The organism is Streptomyces sp. R302 (assembly GCF_012927245.1).
Lineage (GTDB): Bacteria > Actinomycetota > Actinomycetes > Streptomycetales > Streptomycetaceae > Streptomyces.
On the sequence record NZ_JABBGE010000003.1, the window covers coordinates 109990 to 133268 of the forward strand.

Genomic DNA, 23279 nt, shown 5'->3' on the forward strand with positions numbered 1-23279 from the left:
GAGCCGTGTGTCAGAGGTTCACGCCGAAGTCGCGGGCGATGCCCTCCAGGCCGGAGGCGTAGCCCTGGCCGACGGCGCGGAACTTCCACTCGGCGCCGTTGCGGTACAGCTCGCCGAAGACCATGGCGGTCTCGGTGGCGGCGTCCTCGGAGAGGTCGTAGCGGGCGATCTCGGCGCCGCCGGCCTGGTTGACGATGCGGATGTACGCGTTGCGCACCTGGCCGAAGTTCTGCGAGCGGGAGACCGCGTCGTAGATGGAGACCGGGAAGACGATCTTGTCGACGGTCGCCGGGAGGCCCGCGAGGTTGACGTTGATCTGCTCGTCGTCGCCGCCGCCCTCACCCGTGCGGTTGTCACCCGTGTGGACGATGGTCTGGTCCGGGGTGGACTTGTTGTTGAAGAAGACGAAGTGGGCGTCCGAGGCCACCTTGCCGACGGCGTCGACGCCGATCGCGGAGGCGTCGAGGTCGAAGTCGGTGCCGGTCGTCGTGCGGACGTCCCAGCCGAGGCCCACGGTGACGGCGGTCAGACCCGGCGCCTCCTTGGTGAGGGAGACGTTGCCGCCCTTGGTGAGGCTCACAGCCATGGGGGAGACCCTTTCATCGTGGTTCATCACGTTCTCTTCGCCGGGAGAAACGCGGGACGGCGTCCCGTGGTTCCCGTCGGCGAAAACAGGATGACGGTCCGTGCCCGTCCCGGGGAACATGGAAGGCATGTCAGGTCCGTATCAGATCCGCGGCTCCGTCTCGCTGCCCGAGGCCGAGCTCCAGTGGCGTTTCTCGCGCTCCTCGGGTCCCGGCGGCCAGCACGTGAACACGTCCGACTCGCGCGTCGAGCTGCTCTTCGACCTCGCCGCGACCCGGGCGCTGCCCGAGGTGTGGAAGGCCCGCGCCCTGGAACGGCTCGCCTCCCGGCTCGTGGACGGCGTGCTGACCGTACGGGCCTCGGAGCACCGCTCCCAGTGGCGCAACCGCGAGACGGCCGCCGTCCGGCTCGCCGCGCTCCTCGCCGAGGCGACCGCCCCGCCGCCGAAGCCGCGCCGCGCGACGAGGATCCCGCGGGGCATCAACGAGCGCCGGCTGCGGGAGAAGAAGCAGCGCGCCGAGACGAAGCGCGGCCGGCAGGGCCGCGACTGGGGCTGATCCGCGACCGGGCCGACCCGCCGCGGCGGCGTTCAGCCCAGGTGGCGGTAGCGGCCCCGGAAGTAGGTGAGGGGCGCGCCGTCCGGCGCGGGCAGGCCGACCGAGAGGACGCGGCCGACGACGAGGGTGTGGTCGCCCGCCACCACCCGGCTCTCCGTGCGGCACTCCAGGGTGGCGAGCGCCCCGTCGAGCAGCGGCGCCCCGCTCTCCGCGCCGCGCGTGTACGGCAGGTCGGCGAAGAGGAGGCGGTCCGAGACGCGGCCCTTCATCGAGAAGCGGCCGGCGATCTGCCGCTGCTCCTCGGCGAGGAGCGACACCGCCCAGACCGGGACCTCTTCCAGGAGGTCGTCCATCCGGGAGCCGTTGCGCAGGCTCACCAGGACCAGCGGCGGGTCGAGCGAGACGGAGAGGAAGGCGGTGGCGGTCATGCCGACGTCCTCGCCGCGCGGGCCGTCGTCGGGGTCGTGCGCGGTCACCAGGACCACTCCGGCCGCGAGGCGGGACATGGCCGCCCGGAACTCGTCGTCGCTCACCCCCTCAGCATGAGGGATGGCGAGATCGGTGACGGGCGGCGAGGGCGGGGTCTTCTGCAGCACACCGGAACGCTAGGCGGGGCCCGCGCCGGCCCGCATCGGGCGGGGGGACCAGAGCGGCGCCCGGCAAGGGTCCTAGGACCCGGGCGGGGAGCAGGCGGGGGAGCAGGCGGGGAACAGGGCATTCCAGGGCTTGTGACTTGAGTCACACAGGCCACTATTTGCTGACCCTGTGTACCGGGTGCGCAGCTCGCTGTGATTCAGTGGCGGAGACAGTGCAGCACGAAGCCGATGAGAACCCTGGAGTTGCTGTCGAGGTCTCGGGGAGAGCGAGCGATGGAGACCGAGTCGGAGCCTTACGTCCGTCTCTCGACCCTGCGGCAGCTGCATCAGGTCGTGGCGGACCTGAACACCGCCCGCAGCCTCGCGGACACCCTGCAGACCGTCGCCGACGGCGTCGTCGCCGGCCTCAACTACCAGCTGGCCTGCGTGAACCTGGTCCGGCCCGACGGTGACCTGGTCGTCGCCGCCTTCGCCGGAGACCCCGCCGCCGAGGCCCTCATCACCGGCCGCGTCGGCTCCCGCGAGGCCTGGGAGCGCCGGCTCACCATGGCCGTCCACTGGGGCGACCTGCGGTTCATACCGCACACCGAGGGCTGGGTCCTGATGGACGACGACGTGCCGCAGTGGCACACCGACGGCCCCGCACCCCGCTTCGAGGACGAGTGGCACCCCCACGACCGGCTCTACGCCCCCATGTACGCCTCGGGCACCGGCCAGGAACTGCTCGGCGTCATATCCGTCGACCGGCCGCGCAACGGCCGGCACCCCGGACCCTGGGGGCAGGAAGCCCTCCAGATGTACGCCTCCCAGTCCGCCATCGCGATCAGCAACGCCCGGCTCCGCTCCAACATGCAGCGCGCCCTCATCCGCCTGGAGCGCGAGCAGCAGGCCCTGCGCGCCAGCGAGGAGTCCTTCCGGCAGGCCTTCGAGTACGCCCCCTCCGGCATGGCCATCGCCGAGCTCGGCGGCGACCAGCACGGCCGGCTCCTGCGCACCAACGACGCGCTCTGCCGGCTCCTCGGCCGCCCCGCCTCCGTGATGCGCCGCTACTCCTTCGCCGACCTCGTCCACCCCGAGGACATCGGCACCCTGCTCCGCACCTCCGCCGAGGGCGGCCGCGCCGAACTGCGGCTCGGCCGGCGCGACGGCACCTACGTCTGGGTCTCGCTGCGGAACTCGGTGGTCGCCGACACCGCCGACGGGCCCCGCTTCCTCCTCACCCACGTCGAGGACATCGAGGAGCGCAAGCGGCACGAGCTCCAGCTCGCCCACCGCGCCTCCCACGACGCCCTCACCGGCCTGCCCAACAGCGCCGAGCTGCGCTCCCGGCTCTCCGCCCGGCTCTGCGAGCGCCCCGCCCACGCCGCCGCCTACCAGGGCCCCGGCCTCACCGGCCCGCTGCCCGCCGCGTACGAGGGCGGCGGGTACGAGGCGTACGAGGGCGGGTACGAAGGGGGCCGCGACGGCGGGTACGAGTACGGCCACGAGCACGAGCACGGCTTCGGCTTCGAACCGGCCGGCGGCGGGGCGTACGACCACCACGTGCACATGGTCGCGCCGACCGGCGGCGACGTCGACGACGGCACCAAGGGGCTCGCCGTCCTCTTCTGCGACCTCGACGGCTTCAAGTCGATCAACGACCGCTTCGGGCACCACACCGGCGACGCCGTCCTCATCGAGGTGGCGCGCCGGCTCACCACCGGCGTCAGGGACGGCGACACGGTCGCCCGTCTGGGCGGTGACGAGTTCGTCGTCCTCGCCGACGGCCTCGGCGCGGCCGACGCCGCCGACCTCGCCGTCCGGCTGCGGAACGCGATCATCCCGCCCATCCGGGTGGACGGCCGGGCCGTGCGGGTCGGGGCCAGTTTCGGCATCGGCTGGGCCGAATGCGGGATGACCGTCGAAGAGGTCCTGAACTCCGCCGACCAGCGGATGTACGTGGAGAAACGGTCCCGTGCCAAGGTTCACCGCCGGGCCGGATGATCGTTCCCGGCACGGGGACTTCATTCGTTCGGGGTAGGCTCGCCGGGTCGGCGACGGCTGGCGAGCATGGAGAGGTGACCCGGATGGCTGCCGGTAACGACGGCGCGAACAAGCCCGAGGACGACGATCCGTTCGGCTATCTGTACGCCGACGGACAGGCGGCGGCGGGCCGCGCCCCCCAGGGCGGCGGCTACGGCTACCCGGGTCCCGCGCCCGCGCAGCCCGGTGTGCCGCGCACCTCGTACAACCAGGTCAGGACGGTCGGCGAGCGCCAGTACGGCCAGCCGCCGGCCCAGCCCTACGTGCCGCCGCAGCAGCAGGCGCCGTACGGCCAGCCGCATCCGCAGTACGCGGCACCGGAGACGTATCCCGGCAACGAGCGGACCCGCCAGGCCCCGGTGCCGCCCCAGCGCGGCCGCGGCCCCAACACCAAGGGCCTGCTGATCGGCGCGGTCGCGGTCGTCGCGGTCGTCGTCGCCGGCATCACCGCGGCGATCATCGGCAACCAGAACGGCGAGAAGGAGCAGGCGGGGGGCACCACCCCGACCGCCTCGGCCCCGGTCACGCCCAGCGGGGAGCCCTCCTCCACCGATCCGACCACCGAGCCCACCAAGGAGGCGAAGCTGCCCAAGCAGGACGCGGCGACGCTCCAGCTCGGCGGCAGCGCCACGCTCGCCACGGACGTCAAGGGAGCGGAGGGCGCCGGCGGCGCCTACGTGGCGGGCTTCAACGCGCAGGGCTCCTCGGTGACCTGGAAGGCGAACATGCCGGACGGCGGTACGTACGCCCTCCAGGTGCGGTACGCGATCCCCGCGGTCGACGCCTTCGCCACGCTGACGATCAACGGCAAGCCGAACACGCTGCCGATCGGTCTGAAGAACTTCATCAAGTCGACCGACCCGAACCTGGAGAAGAACTGGCAGACCACCTGGGCGCAGGTGGAGCTCCAGAAGGGCGAGAACGAGATCAAGATCTCGTGCGAGGCCGGAAACCAGTGCGACGTGCTGCTGGACTGGCTGGAGGTCACCCCGCCGAAGCCGACGTGACGCGGATCTTCGGCAGCAGGTCGGCGTAGACCTCCGGGTCGTACTCGCCGGCCACCGGGGCGGCGACCGTGGCCGCCGCGAGGGCGGTCGCGTGGGTCAGCCGGTCGGGCCAGGGGGCGCCGGTGACCAGGCCGGCGAGGAGGGCGGCGACCACCGAGTCGCCGGCTCCCGTCGGGTTGCCGTGGACCGGGGCCGGGGGCGTCGCCTGCCAGAGGCCGTCCGGGGTGGCGGCCAGGAGGCCGTCGGGGCCGAGCGAGGTGACGACGGCGTGGGCGCCCCTGCGGCGGGCGTCCTCGGTGGCGCGGCGCGGGTCGCGGGAGCCGGTGATGCCGGCGAGTTCGTCGGCGTTGGGCTTCACCAGGTCGGGGCGGGCGGCGATGCCCCGGCGGAGCGGTTCGCCGCCGGTGTCGAGGAGGACCGGGACGCCCGCCGCGCGGGCCGTCCGGATCAGTTCGGCGTAGGCGCCGACGTGGACGCCCGGCGGGAGGCTGCCGCAGAGGGCGACGGCCGCGGCGCCGGGCAGCAGCTCCGCGTACCGGGCCCGGAAGGCGGTCCACTCCTCGGCGGTGACGGCGGCGCCGGCCTCGTTGAACTGGGTGGTGTCCCCGGCGGCGGCGTCGACGACGGCGAGGGTGCGGCGGGTCGTCGCCGCCACGGTCACCAGGGCGTCGGTGAGGCGGGGGACGGGCGCGAGGAGTGCGCGGAGCCGTTCCCCGGTGGGGCCGCCGGCGAAGCCGGTGACGACCGTCTCGTGGCCGAGCGCCGCCAGCACCCGGGCCACGTTGACGCCCTTGCCGCCGGGCCGTTCGGCGTGGTCGGCGACCCGGTGGCTGGTGTGCGGGACGAGGGCGGGGACGCGGTAGGTGACGTCCAGCGCCGTGTTGAGGGTGACCGTGAGGATCACCTGTCCACCCCCCGTACTTCCGGTAAGACCTGTGGAGACAGCCGCGATCATGCCAAAGGGACGGCGATCGGCCCAGCCCCTGGGCCGGTTACCGTCCCCTTTCGGCCTGATCAGGTGGTCTGTCGGGGCCTCCGGGCCGTCTGCCGGGTGTCCGTCAGGCGGTCTGCGGCACCCGGGTGGGGATGCCCTGGGGCGCGACGATCCACTCGCCCTTGCGCATGACGCCCTTCACGTCGAACGCGGCGTCGAGGACGACCATGTCGGCGTCCTTGCCGGGCTCCAGGGAGCCGACCCGGTCGTACACGCCGAGGAGGCGGGCCGGGTTGGCGGAGAGGGCCTGCACGACGGACTCGACGGGGAGCCGGTCGACGGTGGCGGCGCGCTTGAAGGCGCGGTCCAGGGTGAGGGTGGAGCCGGCGATGGAACCGCCCTCGACGAGGCGGGCCACGCTGTCCTTCACCTCGACCTCCAGCGAGCCGAGCATGTAGCGCCCGTCGCCGAAGCCCGCCGCGTCCATGGCGTCGGTGATGAAGGCGACGCGCTCGGGGCCCGCGTGGTGGAAGGCGAGCTCCAGGGCGGCCGGGTGGAGGTGGGTGCCGTCGTTGATGAGCTCGACGGTGATCCGCTCGTCCTCCAGGAGCGCGGCGATCGGGCCGGGCGCGCGGTGACCGAGGCCGGGCATCGCGTTGTACAGGTGGGTGGCGACGGTGGCGCCGGCGTCGATCGCCTGGACGGTCTGCTCGTAGCTGGCGTCGGTGTGGCCGATGGCCGCGATGACGCCGTGCTCGGCGAGGAGGCGTACGGAGTCGAGGCCGCCGGGCAGCTCGGTGGCGAGGGTGACCATCCTGGCCTGGCCGCGGGCGGCGTCGATCAGCTTGAGGACCTCGGCCGGGTGCGGGTCGCGCAGCAGGGTCTCGTCGTGGGCGCCCTTGCGGCAGGGGGAGATGAACGGGCCCTCGAAGTGCAGGCCGGCGATCTCGCCCTGCTCGGCGAGCTCGGAGAGCAGTCCGGCGCGGGCGGTGAGGAAGTCCATGGAGCCGGTGACGAAGGAGGCGACGACGGTGGTGGTGCCGTGCAGCCGGTGGGTGTGGACGCCCTTGAGGACCTCGTCGACGGTGCCGGAGGTGAAGGAGGCGCCGCCGCCGCCGTGGTTGTGCATGTCGACGAAGCCGGGCACCAGCCAGTGGCCGCTGAGGTCGAGGACCTCGGCGTCCTCGGGCGCCGCGCCCGCGATGCGGCCGCCGTCGACGATCACACGCCCGTTCTCGACGATCCCGGTGGGCAGCACGACGCGTGCGCCGGCGAGAACCTTGTGATCGGACTGATCGGACATCAGGCGGAAACCTCCGGGTCGGTGGTGCGCTGGTCGGCGAGGTCGGTGGTGCGGTCGGCGAGCAGGTCCCAGGCGAGGAGGCCCGCGCCCAGGCATCCGGCGGTGTCCCCGAGGGCCGCCGGGACGATGACGGGCAGTTTCTGGAAGGTCACTCGTTCCTCCACCGCGGCCCGAAGGGGTGTGAACAAGGTTTCCCCGGCCTCGGCGAGACCGCCACCGATGATGAGGGTGCGGGGGTCCAGCAGGGTGAGCGCGGTGACCAGTCCGTCGGCGAGGGCGTCGACCGCCTCCTGCCAGACGCGTACGGCGACGGGGTCGCCGGACTCGACCGCCTTGGCGCAGTCGGCGGCGTCCGCCCCGGGGTCGCCGGAGGCCGCGGCCCAGGCGAGGGAGACGGCGGAGGCGGAGGCGTACCGCTCCAGGCAGCCGCGCTGGCCGCAGCCGCAGTCGGTGCCGCCGGGGCGGACGACGATGTGGCCGATCTCGCCGGCGTAGCCGTGGGCACCGGCCTCGATGCGGTCGCCGATGCCGATGGCGCCGGCGATGCCGGTGCCGAGGGGCACGAAGAGGAAGCGGTCGGCGCCGTTGCCCGCGCCGATGCGGCCCTCGGCGAGGCCGCCGGTGCGCACGTCGTGGCCGAGGGCGACGGGGAGGCCGCCTAGGCGTTCGCTGAGGAGGGCGCGGAGGGGGACGTCGCGCCAGCCGAGGTTGGCGGCGTAGACGGCGATGCCCCGGTCGGCGTCGACGATGCCGGGGACGGCGACTCCGGCGGCCGCGGCGGGCTCCCCGTACCGCTCCTCGCCGAGGGCGCGGAGGTCCTCGGCGAAGGCCAGGATCGTCTCGACGACGGCTTCCGCGCCGCGGTCGCGCCCGGTGGCGCGGCGGGCCTCGTGGAGCAGGGTGCCGTCCGCCCCGACGAGGGCGGCCTTCATGCCGGTGCCGCCCACATCGAGGGCGATGACGTGTCTCACGGGAGACAGTCTCGCGCGAGACCGCCCTAAAGGTCTAGTCCACTGCCGAGGATTGTTGCGCTCGGATACAAATTCGAGCCGGTGGCGGGCCGGTGGCGGCCCGGCGGTGTGGGGACTTTGTGGCGAAGGTCCCCCGGGAGTTGCGGAAGTGATACCCGACTGGTGTAGACCTCTAGTTCGAGACTGGGGGAGACTTTCGACCCTCAACCCTGTGAATGTGCAGCTCACTGCTGCTCAATGACGAGCAAAAGGTGGATGAAGCCGTGGAGCGGCGACGATTCCTTGGACTGACCGCGGCCGCCGCCGCCCTCGGCCTGACCGCCACGGTCGCCGGCTGCGGCACCCTCGGCGGTGACGGCGGCGACGTGACCCTGCGCCTGGTCGCCGCCGACTACGACCTCACCGGCGGCAACACCACCCAGAAGTACTGGGACGACCTCGTCGCCGCCTTCCAGGCCGGCCACCCCGGGATCAAGGTCCAGGTGCAGGTCGAGTCCTGGGACGACGTCGACCGCAAGGTCGCCGAGATGGTGAAGGCCGGGCAGGCCCCCGACGTCGCCCAGATCGGCGCCTACGCCGACTACGCGGCCGCCGGGCAGCTCTACTCGGCCGACGACCTCCTCACCATTCCCGTGCAGGCCAACTTCGTCCCGGCGCTCGCCGAGGCCGGAGAGAACGACCGCGTCCAGTACGGCCTGCCGTTCGTCGCCTCCACCCGGCCGCTCTTCTACAACGCCGACCTCTTCGAGAAGGCCGGCGCGAAGCCCCCCACGACCTGGGACGAGCTCGCCGCCGCCGCGAAGAAGCTGAAGGCGGACGGCGTCCGCACCCCCTTCGCCCTCCCCCTCGGTCCCGAGGAGGCGCAGGCCGAGTCCCTGATGTGGCTGTTCGCCGGCGGGGGCGGCTGGACCGACGACTCCGACCGGTACGCCATCGCCTCCGAGGCCAACATCGACACCTTCACCTGGCTCAAGGACGAGCTGGTCGGCCCGGGCCTCACCGGCCCCGTCGCCCCCGGCAAGCTCAACCGCAAGGCCGCCTTCGCCGCCTTCGCGAAGGGCGAGGTCGGCATGCTCAACGGCCACCCCTCCCTCCTCCAGGAGGCCGCCAAGCAGGGCGTCGAGGTCGGCCAGGTCCCGCTGCCCGGCGTCGACGGCCCCGCCAAGGTCTCCATGGGCGTCGCCGACTGGATCATGGGCTTCAAGCAGAACGGGCACCGCAAGGAGATCGGCACCTTCCTCGACTTCGTCTTCAGCGACGAGAACGTCCTGAAGTTCGCCGGCGACAACGACCTGCTGCCCGTCACCGTCAGCGCCTCCACCCGCATGGAGACCGAGACCGAGCACGTGAACCTCCGCGAGTTCCTGAAGGCGCTGCCCACCGCCCAGCTGCCGCCCGTCGGCAAGACCTCCTGGGCCAAGGTCAGCGAGACCATCAAGCAGGACATCGGCAAGGCCGTCACCCCCGCCGGCCGCCCCGCCGACGTCCTCGGCGCGATCGCCCGCACGGCGACGACGGCGGAGGCGGCGGAGTAGCGGGGCCGCCGCTCTGTCGTCCGTCGTATATAGGTTGGTCCTATGACCGAAGAGCACGTGCCCGACACCGACCCCGCCGAGCTGGGGGAGCGGGAGCGGGCCGTGCTCGCCGTCGAGCGGCGCTCCTGGCCCGGCCCCGGCGCCAAGGAGCGGGCCGTACGCGAGGGGCTCGGCCTCTCGCCGACCCGCTACTACCAGCTCCTCAACGCGCTCCTCGACGACCCGCGCGCCCTCGCCCACGACCCGGTCACGGTGAACCGGCTGCGCCGGGTCCGGGAGGAGAAGCAGCGGCGGAGGTGAGGCGGCGGGGGTAAACCCGTCCGGAGAGGTGAGTCCGGCCACGCTGACGCGGGCCGGAGGCGTCGGTAGGGTCGGCCCTATGGTCAGCAGCCTTCCGCACCCGGCCACATCCGCCGGCCGCGACGGCCTGGACGCGCTTCTCGCGCGTCCCTCCGAGGCCGTCGTCGCCCTCGACTTCGACGGGACGCTCGCCGAGATCGTCCCCGACCCCGAGCAGGCCCGCGCCCACCCCGGCGCCGTGCCCGCACTCGCCGCCCTCGCCCCGCACCTGGCCGCCGTCGTCATCGTCACCGGCCGGCCGGCGGGCGTCGCCGTCCGGCACGGCGGCCTCGCCGGGGTGCCGGGCCTGGAGCACCTCACCGTCCTCGGCCACTACGGCGCCGAACGCTGGGACGCCGCCACCGGCACCGTCACGGCCGCCGCCCCGCACCCCGGCGTCGCCACCGTCCGCGCCGAGCTCCCCGGCTTCCTCGACCGGCACGGCGCCTGGCCCGGCGTCTGGATCGAGGAGAAGGGCCGCGCGGTCGCCGTCCACACCCGCCGCGCCCGGGACCCGGAAGGCGCCTTCGAGTCGCTGAAGGGCCCGCTGGGCGAGCTGGCCGCCGCGCACGGCCTGGTCCTGGAGCCGGGCCGGCTGGTCCTGGAGCTGCGGCCCCCCGGCATGGACAAGGGCGTGGCCCTCGCGGAGTTCGTACGGGAGAAGGGCGCGGGTTCCGTCCTGTACGCGGGCGACGACCTGGGCGACCTGCCGGCCTTCGCCGCCGTGGAGAAGCTCCGCGGCGACGGCCTGCCGGGTCTCCTCGTCTGCTCCGGTTCGACGGAGGTCCCGGAGCTCGCCGACCGCGCGGACCTGTCCGTGGACGGCCCGTCGGGCGTCGTCGCGTTCCTCGGGGAACTGGCGAGGGCGGTGCGGAGGGGCTGAGGCCCTCCCGCACCGCCCTCTCAAGGGGTGACTACTTCGCGGCCGGGTTGGCCACGGTGATCGTCAGGTCGTCGCCGGCGTCGCCGGTGACGGTGACCTTCACGCCGTGTCCGGCGACCTTGACGCTGGCCTGCGGCGCCGAGGTGTCGTAGTAGGCGTTCGGGTCGGTGTCGTCGAAGACCGGGATGCCCGGGACCGACGGCGCGCAGGCGGCGAGGGTCTCGACGGTCTGCTGCTTGCCCTTGCCGGCCAGGACCTCGGTGTGGAGGCAGGTGGCGTCGGTGGCCTCCAGGCCGAAGGTGGCGTCGAAGGGCTGGCGGCGGTTGCTGGGCGCGGCGCCGTTCGGGTAGGTGAACGGGGTCGGGCGGGCGTCGACGGCCATGGCGGAGCCGCCGCCGGGGTGGTTGCTGACGTTGTTGTCGTCGAAGGACCGGTCGACGTACCAGACGAGCATGCCGTTCTGGTAGCGGAAGTACTCGACCCGGTCGGGGGCGGTCAGCGGCTGGCTGAACTGGTACGGGCCCTCGGCGAGGAGCGCGTCGGCGCCGACGTACTCGCGGTTCTCCACCAGGTAGTACTGCGGGTAGGTGGCGGACTCGGTGCCGGTGGAGACCTTCCAACGGCCCTGCGCGGTCCAGCCGTTGAGACCCTGCTCGACGTCGTCCGCGATCAGGGTCGTACCGCCGCTGGACAGCGAGATGTCGTCCAGGAAGGCGCCGGCGAGGTGCACGCCGCCGTCGGTCTGGTAGCGGAAGCGGAAGAGGGACGGCTGACCGGCGGCGTCGTACGAGAACCGCAGGGTCGTCCACCTGCCGGCCGAGGAGCCGTCGACGGCCGCGCCGGCACGGAGCCAGTTCGCCCCGCCGTCGAGGGAGTACTCGGCGAAGAGGTAGTCGTAGTCCGCCTCGATCTCGTACCAGGCGCTCGCCTTCACGGTGACGCGCGGGGCGGCCGGGACGGAGCGGGTGAGGGCCTGGTTGAGGCCGTCCGCCGAGCCGGTCCACCAGGCGTTCGCGCCGGAGGTCGGGGTGGCGTAGGTGGTGCTGGCGGCCTTGTCCGGGAGCGCGACACGGACGGCCTGCGCCTTGCCGGCCTCCTGGAGGGCGGCCGGGCTGAGGGTGTAGCTGCCGTCGGACCCGAGCGGCGCGTCGACGTAGTCGAGCCAGCCCAGGAACAGCTTCTCCTCGGCGCCCATCAGACCCGGGTGGGTGCCGATGCCCGCGTTGGCGGCGTCGCCGTGGCCGAGCCAGGAGCCGGAGCTCATCAGCGTCCAGAAGGCGGTGGAGTTCTCGCCGCCGTCGGTGTCGTAGTAGTCCGGCAGGCCGAGGTCGTGGCCGAACTCGTGGCAGAAGACGCCGAGTCCGCCGTTCTCGCCCTCGGTGGTGTAGTCGCCGAGCCAGTACTTGGACTGCCCGATGCGGGCGCCGCCGGCCTTGTTCTGCGTACCGGCCACCTCGGGCCCGGTCAGCCCGTAGTCGTCGCCGTTCACGTACCACCGGTGGGACCAGATGGCGTCCTCGCCCTGGGCGCCGCCGCCGGCGTCCTCGCCCATGCCGGCGTGGACGGCCTGGAAGTGGTCGATGTAGCCGTCGGCCTCGTCGAAGTTCCCGTCGTGGTCCCAGTCGTTGCGGTCCCAGACGTCGAACTGGGCGAGGTACGCGTCGATCTCGGCGGGCGTCTTGCCGGCCGCGATCTGCGCGTCCCACCAGGCGTCGCCGGTGTCCTGGATGAACGCCCACGAACCGCCGTTGTCCTCCACGGAGTTGTCGCCGTAGGCGGAGGCGTTGCCGGGGACCTTGACCCAGTCCTCGACGACGTTGGAGACGGAGTAGGCGCCGTTCGACAGCTTCTCGTAGTACGTCTTCATCGACTCGCCCGGGCCGTTGAAGAGATTCTCGTAGTAGGCCTTGTTGAAGTCGGGGGCCCAGGCGTTGGAGTTGTCCGTCGCCCGGTCCGGCTGGGCTATCTGGTTGTGCAGCGGCCCGGGGACGGTGCCGAGCTTCCCGGACCCCTGGTCGCCGAACTCGGAGAGGATCGTGAGGATCTTCTCCTGGCGGGTGGCGGTGGTGGTCTCGGTCTCGGCGAACTTCCCCGGCGCGACCTCGACGACGCCCCGGGCGTTCGCCTTGGCCTTGCCCTTGGCGACCAGGTCGATCGCCTTCTCGCGCAGCTCGGTGCGCTGCTTGGTGAGCGGCCCGGGCCGGTTGTCGGCCCGCTGGGCCTTCGCACCGGCCTGCACCGTGTCCCGGGCCTCCTGCGCGGCGGCGGGGGTGAGCCCCGCGGCGAGGAGTGCGGTGAGCGCCGACCCGAGGGTCATGCCCACGACAATCTTCTTCACGTGTCTTGCGATCCTTCCGCTTGCCTCTGGGGGAATGCGGATCGCCTGGGGGAACGATCGCCGCGAGTGTGCCACGGGGCACCCCTCCAGGAGGAGGGGTCGTCACCGATTAACGGAACCGAAATACCGGAACCGGCTCGGCTCCGGACTCCGGGCCCGGAAGCGGTTGGCTCCGGGCCCCGGGCCCCGGGAATCACCCGAGTACCGTGATCATGTTGATCGGGAAGGCGACCTGACGCGGACCCACGGAGGGAACCGATGGACAAGAAGTGGCTGCCCCTGACCGTCGTGCTCGGCGCCGCCGGGGCGGCCGTCGTGACGGCGAGCGTCTGGCCCGAAGCCGAGAAGCCACCGCCGCCCCAGATCCTGTGCCACGGCGCGCTCACCCGCCAGACCGCGGAACTGATAGACGACGGCGAGGGCGGAGAGGCCGGCGCGGAGGAGTGGGAGAGCAAGGGCCAGAGCAGCGACTACGCGGTGTTCAAGGCGTGCAGCGTGTGGCGCGTCGGCCCGGACGACGGCTCGACCCGCGGGATGTTCGGCCTGATCATCCAGGACGAGCGGCACGACTCCGGCTCCAGGAAGAACTCCGTCCCCCTCGGCGCCGGATTCAAGGGCTGGGTACGCCCCGACGAGGCCGAGGCCACCCTGCCCCCCGGCTGCGCCGCCCGCATGGGCTCGACCGCCCCGTACGTCACCGTGACGCTCACCCGGTCCTGGAACAAGGCGGAGAAGGAGGCGATGAACCCCGCCGAACGGGACACCGCCCGCCGCGACAACGCGACCGTCGTACGCGAGGCCGCCACCCGTCTCGCCGAGCGGTACGGGTGCGCGGGGTAGGTGCGTGGTGACCGCCAGGCCGGGTAGGCCGCAGATGCCGGCCGAGGAGTTCGAGCGCATCGCCGCCGCCGCCGAACGCGAAGGCGTCCGGATGGAGTTCATGCACGGCAGGCCGGGAGCCAAGGCGGAGCCGGACGGGAACCACGACGAGATCATCCGCTGGCTGACGAAGCGCTGCATGCGGCACCGCCCCGACCTGTGGCTCTACCCGGCACGCGGCCTGCGCGTCGAGCGCCACCGCAAGGGCCGCGCCAGGCCCGCCGGCACCCTGGCTCCCAAGGGCACGTTCGCAGGCCAGGGCGAATGGGCGGACCCGGGCCAGGTGGTCATGATCGTCGAGGTCACCCCCCACGACAGCGACGCCGACAGGCGCGCCCGCGAAGAGAAGCCGAGCGCGTACGCCCAGACCGGCATCCCCGTCTACCTGCTCATCGACCGGGGCACGCGCGAGACCGTCGTCCACACCGAGCCCGACGGGGACACCTACGCCCACCTCGCCCGCCGCCCCTTCGGCCGCACCATCCACCTCCCCGACCCCGTCGGCATCACCCTCGACACCGAACCCCTCAAGGACTGGGTGCGCTGACCGGCCGGGAGCCGCGTCTTGCTGCGCGGCGCGGCGGGAGCGGTACGGGGTGAAGCGCAGCCCGTACGCAACGGGTCGGCGCCCCCGCGTGCGCGCCCGTGACCGCGTCCGTACGCGACCGATCGCCGCAACCGCCCCCAACCTGCTCCGACCTCAGCCCAAGACAAGCGACCACGGCGGCGGGAGAGCCGACCGGTCGTCCGCCACGTGGCCGTTGCCGAGACCGTAGTCAGGTCTCGGCATTCCTGGCATTTCGGCCCGGAAGGTCCGTCTCATCACCAAAGCGTGAGGGCTTCGGCTTGAGGACGGTCTCTCGATTCCGTCTGCCGCTGGTGCGGCAGGGTTGCGCCACCTGCCCGCCCCGTCCCCGTCTTGCGGCGGGGGCGGGTGGCGCGGGTCTTCTGGTCGGCTCCACGAGGCTTCGGCACCGCCGGGGCGGTGTCCTGGTCTCCGGCCACTCCGGTACCAGTCACGCAGGCTGCCGCGAGCGCGGCGAGGTTGAGTGCGGCGTTGTCGTCCCGGTCGATGACCAGGCCGCAGGCGCCGCATTCGTAGGTCCGGACGTGCAGCGGCAGCTTGGCTTTCACCGCGCCGCACCCGGAGCAGGTCTTGGAGGAGGGGAACCAGCGGTTCGCGGCCACGATGCGGCAGCCGTTGCGCTGGGCCTTGTAGGTGAGCCGACGGCGGATCTCCCCGAATCCGGCGTCGGCGATATGGCGGGCCAGGCGCGGGTTGCGGAGCATGCCGGCGACGTTGAGGTCCTCGACCACGACGGTGCCGTACTCGGCCGCCACGGCGCTGGTGAGTTTGTGCAGGGCGTCGGCGCGGAGGTTCGCAACGCGGTGGTGCACGCGGTTGCGGGCGGCATTGGCCTTCTCCCAGCGTCGGGATGGCTTCTGTCCGGTGCGCCGGTCGGGGCCCTGGCGGCGGGAGACGGTGCGGGAGGTACGGCGCAACTGCTTCAGCGCGGCATCGAGGTGCCGGGGGTTGGGCACGGTACGGATCTCGCCCATGCTGTCGGCCATCACCGCGAGGGTCTTCACCCCGAGGTCGATACCGACTGCCGCGTCGGGGCGGGCGACCTTCACGAGGTCGCGTTTGACCTCCACCTGGAACGAGGCGAACCAGCGCCCGCGTTCATGGCGGACGGTCGCTGACAGGATGCGTGCCGTTCCGGCCTGCACGCGGGTGAGGAGCTTCACCGTGGGCTCATGCGTGCGCAGTGTGCCGAGCCGGGGCAGCGTGACATGCCGGGCGTCGGTGTCGACGCGGATGGTTCCGGTGGTGAACCGGCAGGCCAAGCGCGCCTTCCGCTTCGGCTTGAACCGGGGCGCACCCGTCCTGCGGCCCTTGCGCTTGCCGTTCTTCGACTTCGCGTAGTTGTCGAACGCGGACGACGCGTTCGTCAGGCCGGTGCTGTACGCCTCCTTGCTGTTCTCCTCCCACCAGGCGGCGAACCTCGGGTCAGTCTTCTTGGCCTCGTTGAACGCTTTCCTCAGCGCCGGCAGCGACCAGGGCCGCCACTGGGTCAGCTTCGCCTCGGAAATGCCGTACGACTCCTCCGCGCGGCGCTGCCACCACGACGCGGTCACCCAGCCGACGGCCCAGTTGTAGGCGGCACGCGCGGCACCGCAGTGCGAACGCAACGCAGCCTCCTGGGAGGCGTTCGGGTCCAGCGCGAACCGGTACGCCTGCACCACGAAACCCGGCTGTGGCCTGAACTTCTTCACTCGGCGGCCTCGCCGGTCGCCACGGCCACCGCACGGGCGGCCCGGTTCTTCGCCGCCCGCCGCCCGTACAGACGCGCACACATCGACGTGAGCACCTCGGTGATGTCCCGCACCAGATCGTCGGCGGTCTCGGTGGGGTCGAGGACGACCAGGCGCCGCCCGGACGCGGACAGTACGGCTTCGAGGTGCTCGACCCCGAACCGGGCCAGCCGGTCACGGTGCTCCACCACGATCACCGCCACCTGCGGGTCGGACAGCACCCGGTGCAGCTCGCGGCGCCGCCCGTTCAGCCCCGATCCGACCTCGGTGACGACCTCAGCGACCGGCAGCCCGAGACCATTGGCCCCCTGGACCACGCGGGCCACCTGCCGGTCAAGGTCGGTCTTCTGGTCGGCGGACGGCACGCGGCAGTACGCCACGACGCGGCTGGACGTCTCTGGGGTGGGCTCGTCGACCAGCCACGTACCGGACGGCGCCTGGCGGACAGGGACGGGCATCTTGCCGTCCTTCACCCACCGCCAGGCGGTCTGGTAGCTCACGCCCTGCTGACGCGCCCACTCCGAAAGCTTCACCCGATCAAGATATATGACAAGAGGCGACTATCAATGAATAGAAAATCTGTAGCAGTTGCCACCCCCCACCGGCTCCAGCCACGCCTCCCCCGAAGACACCGGCCTCGGCCCACCACGGCGGAGGGATCCGCGCGGCGAGGGTGGGCGGGGGCGCCCCCGCGTGGCGGGGTGCCTTCCGACAGCAACGACCCGTACTCCGGCCTCACCGTCATCGACGGCGGCGGCGATAGCGAGGACTATCCGGCGGTCGGCCGGATCATCGCGGCGAGTACGGGGGAGTCGGGGGACGGCCGACTCGTGCCGATCACCGCGTATCCCCAGGACTCGTAGACCCGCTGGACCTTTCCGTCGCCGGCCGCCGCGTTGACCATGAGGGAGACGTACGCCTCGGTGCGATCGGCGAGGAGCGCGTCGTGGATGCGGCGCGCCAGTCCGGTGCCCCGGTAGGGCACCGTCACGCCGATCTCCTTGAGGGCAAGGGCGGGATGGCTGGTGAACCGCGCGTCGACGTCGCCCATCCGCTGCCACCACCGGTCGCCGCTTTCCACGGTGTTCCCGTACGCGTAGCCGACCGGCCGGTCGTCGGCGTCGAACGCCAGCACCGCCCCGAACCCCGGCTCCCTTCCGTGGCGCGCCAGGCGTTCGGCGAAGGTCGACACCGCGTAGTTCGGCAGGTGGAGCAGGGGCGCGCGCACCTCCGCGTACACCGCGATCAGCGGCGCGGTGACCTCTTCGAGGGCCGAGGGAGTGCCCGTGTAGCGGCGGAGTCGGGGGATCATGCGGGCTGCCTCCAGGCCTCGCGGGTGTACTGGGTCCAGGTGTGCGTGAAAGCCGTGCCGGGGACGGCATCCTCCAGACGGCCGCCGAAGGCGCGCAACATCCCCACGACGCGGGGATGACGGGTCGCGGCGTCGGCCGAAACGGACATGGCGCTCGTCAGAGCCGCTTCCACATCGCCCTGTTCGAGCTGGGCCAGCGCGACACGGGTGGTGGCGATGGCCTTGGACCGCTGCATGTGAGGGCGCAGTACCGCGAGGCAGCGGTGTCCGTGGGCCTCTGCCCGCTCGAAGTCGCCGGCGGAGAGGTACGCGGACAGGGCGAGGCTGTCGAGTTCGGCCTGGTCGTAGAAGGCGTTCAGCCACACGGGCCGTGGGGCACCCGGATCCGCGCGCAGCAGGGCTTCCTGCGACTGCTGGAAGGCTCGGTGGGCGGCCGTGCCGTCGCCGGCTGCTCCGTGGATCGCACCCTGCCGGGCCAGGCCCAGGGAAGCGAACATGGGGTCCTGGCGGGTGATGCCGAGCTTACGGGCCACGTCGTTGGCCGCGAGCGCGTCTGCCGGACGGCCCATGTGCCGGTACATCGTCCCTGCGTGGGACCAGATGCGGAACTTGATGTACGGGTCTCCGGCCATCTCGGCGAGCTGCTGTGCGGCACGCATGTGCCGGGCGGCGTCGTCGAACCGCCGCCCGTCGATGGCGGCCCACATCGCGGAGGACCGGAACGCGGCAGCCGCGGCGTAGAGCTGCTTTCTGATGCGCTGACTGGCCGTGCCGGCCTCTTGCAGGGCGAGGGCTTCTTCCGCGAGAGCCGCGGCCGTGTGCTCGATGACGAGACGGCCGCCATGGCGGTGGTCCTTGGCGATGATGTCCGCGAACCTGCGGTGGAGACGCTCGACGTCGCTGACGCCGATGCGTCGGGGTGCACCGTGGGCCGGGGTTGCCGAGGTGAGTGCCAGCGCAGTCCCCGCGGCGATGAACTGGCGGCGTTCCAATGGATCCTCCGGCGGGGCCACGGTGCGGGGGGAATCGAATCCCAGATCTCTCAGCGGGCAGTGGAAGACCGCTTCCAGTGCCCTGCGCGTACGGCCGATCGGGCGCCGGGTGGCTCCGCTGAGCAGATTCCGTACGGTCCGGTCCGACACATCGCCGTGCCTGCCGGTGATCTCCAGCAGGGCGGCGTTCATCCGACCCGCCAACTCCTCCTGGGTGAGACCTAAGTCGGCCATCCGCTGCTTCAACACGGTGTTGGCTGCCACGCCACAGAACGTAGTACCGGCCCGTGCTCCGAGCCAGAGGAGTCGCAAAGGGCAGGCAAAGTCTTCCGGTCCCGCCGCGTGCGCCAACCGGGGACCTTTCCTGTTCCGGGGCGATCTCCGACCGTTGACTGATCACACGTCGACCACAGGAGCAAACGATGGACAGTTCACTTCCTCACCGCACGCCAGGGGAAAGCGGATTCGAGTTCGGCGCGGTGGGTGCCGAGTTCGGGGTTCCGAGCCGGGAATTGCGCGAGCGGGGAGCCGAGGGGTGGGCGCGTTTTCTCGACCGCGTCTTCGGAGAGGGGGCTGACGAGGAGGGCGGGACGTGAGCACCGTCGGCCACGACGGGTACGAGCGGCACGAGTTGATCGGGTACCGGGTGCGGGATGTCGCTTCCGGGGGTGAGGGCGAGCTCATGGCGGTCACTCACGAGGTGCACGACCACGGGCGCGCGGTCGCGGTCGCGCACATCCGTTCCGTCTCCGGGGTGGAGTGGTCGACGGCCCTCGGCAACGTCAGGCCGTCCAGCGCGCCCGTGTCCGCCACCGCGCCTCTCTCGGCCGTACTCCACGCCGTGAACTGCACCACCAGGACGGTGCCACAGAGGCCCGCGCCCCGTTCCTGACGCCCGACCTGCCGTGTGCTGGACAGAACTCCTCGTACGGCGGGGCGGGGAAACGTACATCAGCCGAACCGACCGATGGAGGAAGCGTGTTCCACCACTCCGACCGGCTCCCGACCGGGACGCCGTTGCCCAGGGGGCACCACACGGCCGTGCCGTGGGGCGTCCGGCGCATGGTCCCCTACCCGGCCATGGCGCCCGCCTGGTCGCGGGCCGAGATCGACCCGGACACCCAGACCGCCCGCTACTTCGACGCCGCCGGTCAGCTCATGGAGATGCCCGGTCACGGGACCAGTACCGGAACCAACCCGGCCACCAACACCGGTAACCCCTCGGACGGCTCCAGCGGCGGCGGGTCCGGCGGCGGCGACCAGGACACCGGAAACGACTCCGACCAGTGACCGCCGTCGGTCCGGTGCTGGTCGTCACCATGATCGACGACCCCACGGCCGACCTGGTGATGAGCGAGCTGCACAACCGGGGCGTCCCGGTCGTGCGGCTCGACTCGGGGGACTTCCCCGCCACCTTGTCGTTCGCGGCCACCCTCACGCCTCAGGGCATCGCGGGAACGCTGACCACCCCCACCCGGACCGCAGACCTCACCCGGGTGCGGTCGCTGTACTACCGGCGTCCGTCCGGCTTCGCCTTCCCGCATCTCGCCGAGCAGGACGCCCGCTTCGCCACGACTCAGGCCCGCTACGGTCTCGGCGGCGTCCTCGCCTCCCTCCCCGGCTGCCGGTACGTCAACCACCCCCACCGCATCGGGGACGCCGAGTTCAAGCCCTCCGGACTCGCAGTCGCCGTCCGATGCGGCTTCCCCGTTCCACAGACCCTCGTCACCTCCGACCCCGACGCTGCCCGCTCGTTCATCAAGACCCATGGCCCCGTTCTCTACAAACCGCTGTCGACGCCCCTGTACCGGAGAGACGGAGTGTCCTGCACCGTCGAGGTCGCAGAGGTCACGGTGGACCAGGTCGACGACCGGGTGGCCGGTACCGCCCATCTGTTCCAGCGGCGGGTCGACAAGGTCGCCGACGTACGGGTGACGGTGATCGGCCGGAAGGTGTTCAGCGTCCGGATCGACTCGGACCTGCTCGACTGGCGTACGGACTACGGCCGGCTGACCTACACCGTGGTCGAGGCCCCGTCCGGGGTCAGCGGCGCGCTCCATCGGTATCTGGACCACTTCGGGCTGGTCTTCGGCGCATTCGACTTCGCCGTGGACCGGGCAGGGGCATGGTGGTTCCTCGAATGCAACCCGTCCGGCCAGTGGGCCTGGATGGAACCGGAGACCGGACTGCCCATGGTCGCGGCCATGGCCGACCTCCTCGAACGGAGGACCGTGTGAGCGACGACAAGACCCTGCGCGAGGCCTTGGCCGACCGGCTCGTCGGCGGGGGGCATCTGCGCTCGCCCGAGTGGCGTCGGGCCGTGCTCGACACGCCTCGGCACGAGTTCCTTCGGGGCGGATACTTCCGGCGGGTCGACGGCGACGGCCCGACCGGGTGGGAGCCCGTTATGGCCGGGGATCCGGCGTGGCTGGCCGGTACGTACGACGACGAGTCCCTGGTGACGCAGGTCGCCGGAACCGTCGTGCCTGCCGACGTCCACGGCCGGATCTTCCGGGCGCCCACCAGCTCCAGCACCCTGCCGAGCCTGGTCGTCCGGATGCTCGAAGAGCTCCGCTTGGACGAGGGGATGCGGGTTCTGGAGATCGGCACCGGCACCGGGTATTCGACCGCGCTCCTGTGTCATCGTCTCGGGGACGATCTCGTGACGTCGGTCGAGGTCGACGAGGGCGTGTCCGCTCGGGCCCGTGCCGCCCTGGGCGCCGTGGGGCACCATCCGCGGCTCGTCGTCGGGGACGGGCTCGACGGGTGCCCGGAGGGTCGCCCGTACGACCGGATCGTGGCCACCTGCGGAGTCCTGGACGTTCCGCCGGCCTGGCTCGCCCAGACCCGGCCCGGCGGGCGGATCCTCGCCACCGTGTGCGGGTGGATGTACTCCTCCGAACTTGCCCGCCTTACTGTTTTCGACGGTGTCGCCCACGGCAGGTTCCTGGGCGGTCGGATCTCGTTCATGCTCGCCCGGCCCCAGTCCCCGCCTCCGCTCGGGCTGCTGCCGGACTTCGACCGGGGCGAGGAGCGCGAAGCCGTCGTCGGCGCCGACGTACTGGACGACTGGACCGCGCGGTTCGTCGCCCAGATCGCGGCACCCCGCACCCAGCGGGTCCTGATTCCGCGCGAGGACGGTGAGACCCGGCAGGTGTTTCTTGACGTCGACGCCGGATCATGGGCCGCTCTTCGGCGGGACGGCGGCCGATGGACCGTCCGGCAGGGCGGTTCGGAGCGCTTGTGGGACCGGATCGAAGAGCAGGTGGCTCGCTGGCGGGCGGACGGGGCGCCCGAACTCGACCGCTTCCGGATCACCGTCACCCCGGACGCGCAGACCATCAGCTGGGCGACCTGATCGGCAACCACCCTGTCAGCGGAGCAGCAGGTCCACCACGCCCGTCAGGTCCTCCGACGGGAAGCCTTCCGCGAGGCGGCGGTGCATGAGGTTGAAGTAGGGGACGAGGAGGCCGGGGGTGACGCCCTGCTCCTCGGCGGTGGTGAGGAAGGTGGGGATGGCGGCCGTCTGCATGCCGAGGTTGCTGACCACGTTGGTGGTGTAGTCGCCGGACTTGAGCTGGTCGGCGGTCTGGGTGATGTGGGGGGCGGCCATGGCGGTGAGCCATTCGGTGAGGAAGGGGGCGAAGCCGGCCGGGTCGATGTTCTCCTTGCGGATCAGGGCGAAGGCGTGGGACGCGCCCGCGAACATGCCGTACATGGCGCTGAGCAGGGCCACGTCGTGGAGGGCGGCGTGGCCGGGGTCCGCGCCGACGAAGCGGGCGCCGGCCGGGACCGCGAGGGTCTGCCGGTGGGCCTCGAAGAGCTCCGGCGCGCCGCTGTAGAAGACGTATCCGCCGGCTTCCGGGATGCCGATCATCGGCGGGACGGCCATGATGCCGCCGTCCAGGTAGCGGGCGCCCCGGGCGGTCGCCCAGGCGGCGCGCTCGCGGGCCTGGGCGGGGGTCGTGGTGGTGAGGTTGACGAGGTCCTTGCCGGTCAGGTCGGCGTCTTTGAGCGCCTCGTCCACCGAGGTGTCGTCCAGGAGGCAGAGGATCAGCAGGTCGCTCGCCGCCACGGCGTCCGCGACGGTGGCGGCGGCCTTCGCGCCTTCGGCCACCAGCGGCTCGGTGCGGGCGGCGGTGCGGTTCCAGACGGTGAGCGGGTGCCCTGCGGCGAGCCAGGTGCGGGCGAGGGCGGTGCCCATGGCGCCGAGGCCGAGGAGGGTGACGGGGGTCTTGGCGGTTGCGTTCGCTGTCATGCCTCAAGGCTGTGGCAGGGCTCTGACCTGCTCAAGTACCCACTTCGGAGTGGGTGGTTACCCTGAGGTGAGCGAGCAGGTCAGGAGGGTGGGCATGACGACGGTGAATCGGCCCGCGGATGACGATGGGCATGTGTGCGGGATCGACACCACCATGGAGGTCATCGGCGGGAAGTGGAAGGTGCTGATCCTCTGGGCGCTCCGCGAGGGGCCCGAGCGGCGGTTCGGGGAGCTGCGGCGGATGGTGCCGGGGATCACCGAGAAGGTGCTCGCCTCCCACCTGCGCGAGATGGAGGCGGACGGGATCGTGCGCCGCGTCTCGTACGACGAGGTGCCCCCTCGGGTCGAGTACGGGCTCACGAAAGACGGTCTTCGGTTGAACGACGCGCTCGAACCGCTTGCCGCTTGGGGGCGGGAGAGGCGGGAGGGGCGGGAGCACGTCGTCGAGTGAT

General features: G+C 72.1%; 24 protein-coding genes. 13 read left to right on the forward strand and 11 right to left on the reverse strand.

Annotated features, from left to right (window positions below; genetic code table 11):
- Positions 1-10 precede the first annotated feature (10 nt).
- A complete protein-coding gene (locus tag HHL19_RS09990; RefSeq protein ID WP_169087837.1) occupies positions 11-586 on the reverse strand; it encodes a TerD family protein in 576 nt (191 codons plus the stop codon).
- A 118-nt stretch (positions 587-704) separates the two neighbouring features.
- Here HHL19_RS09990 and arfB point away from each other — a divergent pair, with 118 nt between their 5' ends.
- Positions 705-1142 (forward strand): alternative ribosome rescue aminoacyl-tRNA hydrolase ArfB, encoded by a 438-nt coding sequence (gene arfB, locus HHL19_RS09995; RefSeq protein ID WP_169087839.1) that lies wholly within the window; start codon positions 705-707, stop codon positions 1140-1142.
- Between the two features lie 32 nt (positions 1143-1174).
- Here arfB and HHL19_RS10000 read toward each other — a convergent pair whose 3' ends face one another.
- Complete coding sequence (locus tag HHL19_RS10000) at positions 1175-1738, reverse strand: flavin reductase family protein (protein ID WP_169087841.1); 564 nt, start codon at positions 1736-1738, stop codon at positions 1175-1177.
- A gap of 273 nt (positions 1739-2011) precedes the next feature.
- On the opposite strand from HHL19_RS10000, the gene cdgB reads away from it, so the two are divergent.
- Together cdgB and HHL19_RS10010 are read left to right on the forward strand one after the other, a co-directional pair.
- Positions 2012-3721 carry a diguanylate cyclase CdgB gene (gene cdgB / locus HHL19_RS10005; protein ID WP_169087852.1) on the forward strand — a complete coding sequence of 570 codons (1710 nt, stop codon included), beginning with the start codon at positions 2012-2014 and terminating at the stop codon, positions 3719-3721.
- A gap of 83 nt (positions 3722-3804) precedes the next feature.
- The gene (locus tag HHL19_RS10010) at positions 3805-4767 is read left to right on the forward strand and encodes a CBM35 domain-containing protein (RefSeq protein WP_169087854.1); all 963 of its coding nucleotides are present in this window, start codon (positions 3805-3807) and stop codon (positions 4765-4767) included.
- On the opposite strand, the gene HHL19_RS10015 is transcribed toward HHL19_RS10010, so the two are convergent.
- The 3 genes from HHL19_RS10015 to HHL19_RS10025 all read right to left on the reverse strand — a co-directional run bounded on the left by HHL19_RS10015 (position 4745) and on the right by HHL19_RS10025 (position 7975).
- Positions 4745-5671 (reverse strand): 1-phosphofructokinase family hexose kinase, encoded by a 927-nt coding sequence (locus tag HHL19_RS10015; RefSeq protein ID WP_169087856.1) that lies wholly within the window; start codon positions 5669-5671, stop codon positions 4745-4747. The genes HHL19_RS10010 and HHL19_RS10015 overlap by 23 nt on opposite strands.
- Positions 5672-5825: 154 nt before the next feature.
- Positions 5826-7004 carry an N-acetylglucosamine-6-phosphate deacetylase gene (nagA, locus tag HHL19_RS10020; protein ID WP_169087858.1) on the reverse strand — a complete coding sequence of 393 codons (1179 nt, stop codon included), beginning with the start codon at positions 7002-7004 and terminating at the stop codon, positions 5826-5828.
- Positions 7004-7975, reverse strand: a complete 972-nt coding sequence (locus HHL19_RS10025) for an ROK family protein (protein WP_169087860.1) — start codon at positions 7973-7975, stop codon at positions 7004-7006. Before HHL19_RS10025 ends, nagA begins: the two co-directional genes overlap by 1 nt.
- A 251-nt stretch (positions 7976-8226) precedes the next feature.
- Here HHL19_RS10025 and HHL19_RS10030 point away from each other — a divergent pair, with 251 nt between their 5' ends.
- The 3 genes from HHL19_RS10030 (at position 8227) to otsB (ending at position 10732) form a co-directional block, all read left to right on the forward strand.
- Positions 8227-9510, forward strand: a complete 1284-nt coding sequence (locus tag HHL19_RS10030) for an extracellular solute-binding protein (protein ID WP_169087862.1) — start codon at positions 8227-8229, stop codon at positions 9508-9510.
- Positions 9511-9552: 42 nt separating this feature from the next.
- Positions 9553-9810: a DUF3263 domain-containing protein gene (locus HHL19_RS10035; RefSeq protein WP_169087864.1), complete on the forward strand. Its 258-nt coding sequence runs from the start codon at positions 9553-9555 to the stop codon at positions 9808-9810.
- Positions 9811-9889: 79 nt separating this feature from the next.
- Positions 9890-10732, forward strand: a complete 843-nt coding sequence (otsB, locus tag HHL19_RS10040) for a trehalose-phosphatase (RefSeq protein ID WP_169087874.1) — start codon at positions 9890-9892, stop codon at positions 10730-10732.
- A 31-nt stretch (positions 10733-10763) separates the two neighbouring features.
- On the opposite strand, the gene HHL19_RS10045 is transcribed toward otsB, so the two are convergent.
- Complete coding sequence (locus tag HHL19_RS10045; protein ID WP_346768273.1) at positions 10764-13070, reverse strand: immune inhibitor A domain-containing protein; 2307 nt, start codon at positions 13068-13070, stop codon at positions 10764-10766.
- Between the two features lie 258 nt (positions 13071-13328).
- On the opposite strand from HHL19_RS10045, the gene HHL19_RS10050 reads away from it, so the two are divergent.
- Entirely contained in the window at positions 13329-13910 is a 582-nt protein-coding gene (locus HHL19_RS10050) for a hypothetical protein (RefSeq protein ID WP_169087876.1), read from the forward strand.
- Positions 13911-13917: 7 nt separating this feature from the next.
- On the forward strand, positions 13918-14496 hold the full coding sequence (locus HHL19_RS10055) for a Uma2 family endonuclease (RefSeq protein WP_346768274.1): 579 nt from the start codon (positions 13918-13920) through the stop codon (positions 14494-14496).
- Positions 14497-14771: 275 nt separating this feature from the next.
- Here the strand turns inward: HHL19_RS10055 and tnpB are convergent, their stop codons facing one another.
- The 4 genes from tnpB to HHL19_RS10075 form a co-directional block, all read right to left on the reverse strand.
- Positions 14772-16226: an IS607 family element RNA-guided endonuclease TnpB gene (gene tnpB, locus HHL19_RS10060; protein ID WP_169087878.1), complete on the reverse strand. Its 1455-nt coding sequence runs from the start codon at positions 16224-16226 to the stop codon at positions 14772-14774.
- A complete protein-coding gene (locus HHL19_RS10065; RefSeq protein WP_169087880.1) occupies positions 16223-16798 on the reverse strand; it encodes an IS607 family transposase in 576 nt (191 codons plus the stop codon). The genes tnpB and HHL19_RS10065 overlap by 4 nt, the downstream gene beginning before the upstream one ends.
- 236 nt (positions 16799-17034) lie before the next feature.
- On the reverse strand, positions 17035-17577 hold the full coding sequence (locus tag HHL19_RS10070) for a GNAT family N-acetyltransferase (protein ID WP_169087882.1): 543 nt from the start codon (positions 17575-17577) through the stop codon (positions 17035-17037).
- On the reverse strand, positions 17574-18833 hold the full coding sequence (locus HHL19_RS10075) for an XRE family transcriptional regulator (RefSeq protein WP_346768275.1): 1260 nt from the start codon (positions 18831-18833) through the stop codon (positions 17574-17576). The genes HHL19_RS10070 and HHL19_RS10075 overlap by 4 nt, the downstream gene beginning before the upstream one ends.
- Positions 18834-19161: 328 nt before the next feature.
- Between HHL19_RS10075 and HHL19_RS10080 the strand changes: the two genes are divergently transcribed.
- The 4 genes from HHL19_RS10080 (at position 19162) to tgmC (ending at position 21927) form a co-directional block, all read left to right on the forward strand.
- Positions 19162-19461, forward strand: coding sequence for a hypothetical protein (locus HHL19_RS10080; protein ID WP_206324733.1), 300 nt, complete (start codon positions 19162-19164; stop codon positions 19459-19461).
- Between the two features lie 86 nt (positions 19462-19547).
- Positions 19548-19859, forward strand: a complete 312-nt coding sequence (tgmA, locus tag HHL19_RS10085) for a putative ATP-grasp-modified RiPP (RefSeq protein ID WP_169087884.1) — start codon at positions 19548-19550, stop codon at positions 19857-19859.
- Entirely contained in the window at positions 19856-20806 is a 951-nt protein-coding gene (gene tgmB / locus HHL19_RS10090; RefSeq protein ID WP_169087886.1) for an ATP-grasp ribosomal peptide maturase, read from the forward strand. Before tgmA ends, tgmB begins: the two co-directional genes overlap by 4 nt.
- Entirely contained in the window at positions 20803-21927 is a 1125-nt protein-coding gene (gene tgmC / locus HHL19_RS10095) for an ATP-grasp peptide maturase system methyltransferase (RefSeq protein ID WP_169087888.1), read from the forward strand. The genes tgmB and tgmC overlap by 4 nt, the downstream gene beginning before the upstream one ends.
- A 15-nt stretch (positions 21928-21942) precedes the next feature.
- Here tgmC and HHL19_RS10100 read toward each other — a convergent pair whose 3' ends face one another.
- The gene (locus HHL19_RS10100; protein ID WP_169087890.1) at positions 21943-22827 is read right to left on the reverse strand and encodes an NAD(P)-binding domain-containing protein; all 885 of its coding nucleotides are present in this window, start codon (positions 22825-22827) and stop codon (positions 21943-21945) included.
- A 94-nt stretch (positions 22828-22921) separates the two neighbouring features.
- Between HHL19_RS10100 and HHL19_RS10105 the strand changes: the two genes are divergently transcribed.
- Positions 22922-23278 carry a helix-turn-helix domain-containing protein gene (locus tag HHL19_RS10105; protein ID WP_169087892.1) on the forward strand — a complete coding sequence of 119 codons (357 nt, stop codon included), beginning with the start codon at positions 22922-22924 and terminating at the stop codon, positions 23276-23278.
- The last annotated feature ends 1 nt before the right edge of the window (position 23279 follow it).

Bases quoted from the DNA above. Each gene is read 5' to 3' on its own strand.
- HHL19_RS10105 (WP_169087892.1), top strand. From the start codon at position 22,922: ATGACGACGGTGAATCGGCCCGCGGATGACGATGGGCATGTGTGCGGG.
- HHL19_RS10035 (WP_169087864.1), top strand. From the start codon at position 9,553: ATGACCGAAGAGCACGTGCCCGACACCGACCCCGCCGAGCTGGGGGAG.
- HHL19_RS10050 (WP_169087876.1), top strand. From the start codon at position 13,329: ATGGACAAGAAGTGGCTGCCCCTGACCGTCGTGCTCGGCGCCGCCGGG.
- arfB (WP_169087839.1), top strand. From the start codon at position 705: ATGGAAGGCATGTCAGGTCCGTATCAGATCCGCGGCTCCGTCTCGCTG.
- HHL19_RS10100 (WP_169087890.1), bottom strand. From the start codon at position 22,827: ATGACAGCGAACGCAACCGCCAAGACCCCCGTCACCCTCCTCGGCCTC.
- HHL19_RS10070 (WP_169087882.1), bottom strand. From the start codon at position 17,577: ATGATCCCCCGACTCCGCCGCTACACGGGCACTCCCTCGGCCCTCGAA.
- HHL19_RS09990 (WP_169087837.1), bottom strand. From the start codon at position 586: ATGGCTGTGAGCCTCACCAAGGGCGGCAACGTCTCCCTCACCAAGGAG.
- cdgB (WP_169087852.1), top strand. From the start codon at position 2,012: ATGGAGACCGAGTCGGAGCCTTACGTCCGTCTCTCGACCCTGCGGCAG.
- HHL19_RS10010 (WP_169087854.1), top strand. From the start codon at position 3,805: ATGGCTGCCGGTAACGACGGCGCGAACAAGCCCGAGGACGACGATCCG.
- otsB (WP_169087874.1), top strand. From the start codon at position 9,890: ATGGTCAGCAGCCTTCCGCACCCGGCCACATCCGCCGGCCGCGACGGC.
- nagA (WP_169087858.1), bottom strand. From the start codon at position 7,004: ATGTCCGATCAGTCCGATCACAAGGTTCTCGCCGGCGCACGCGTCGTG.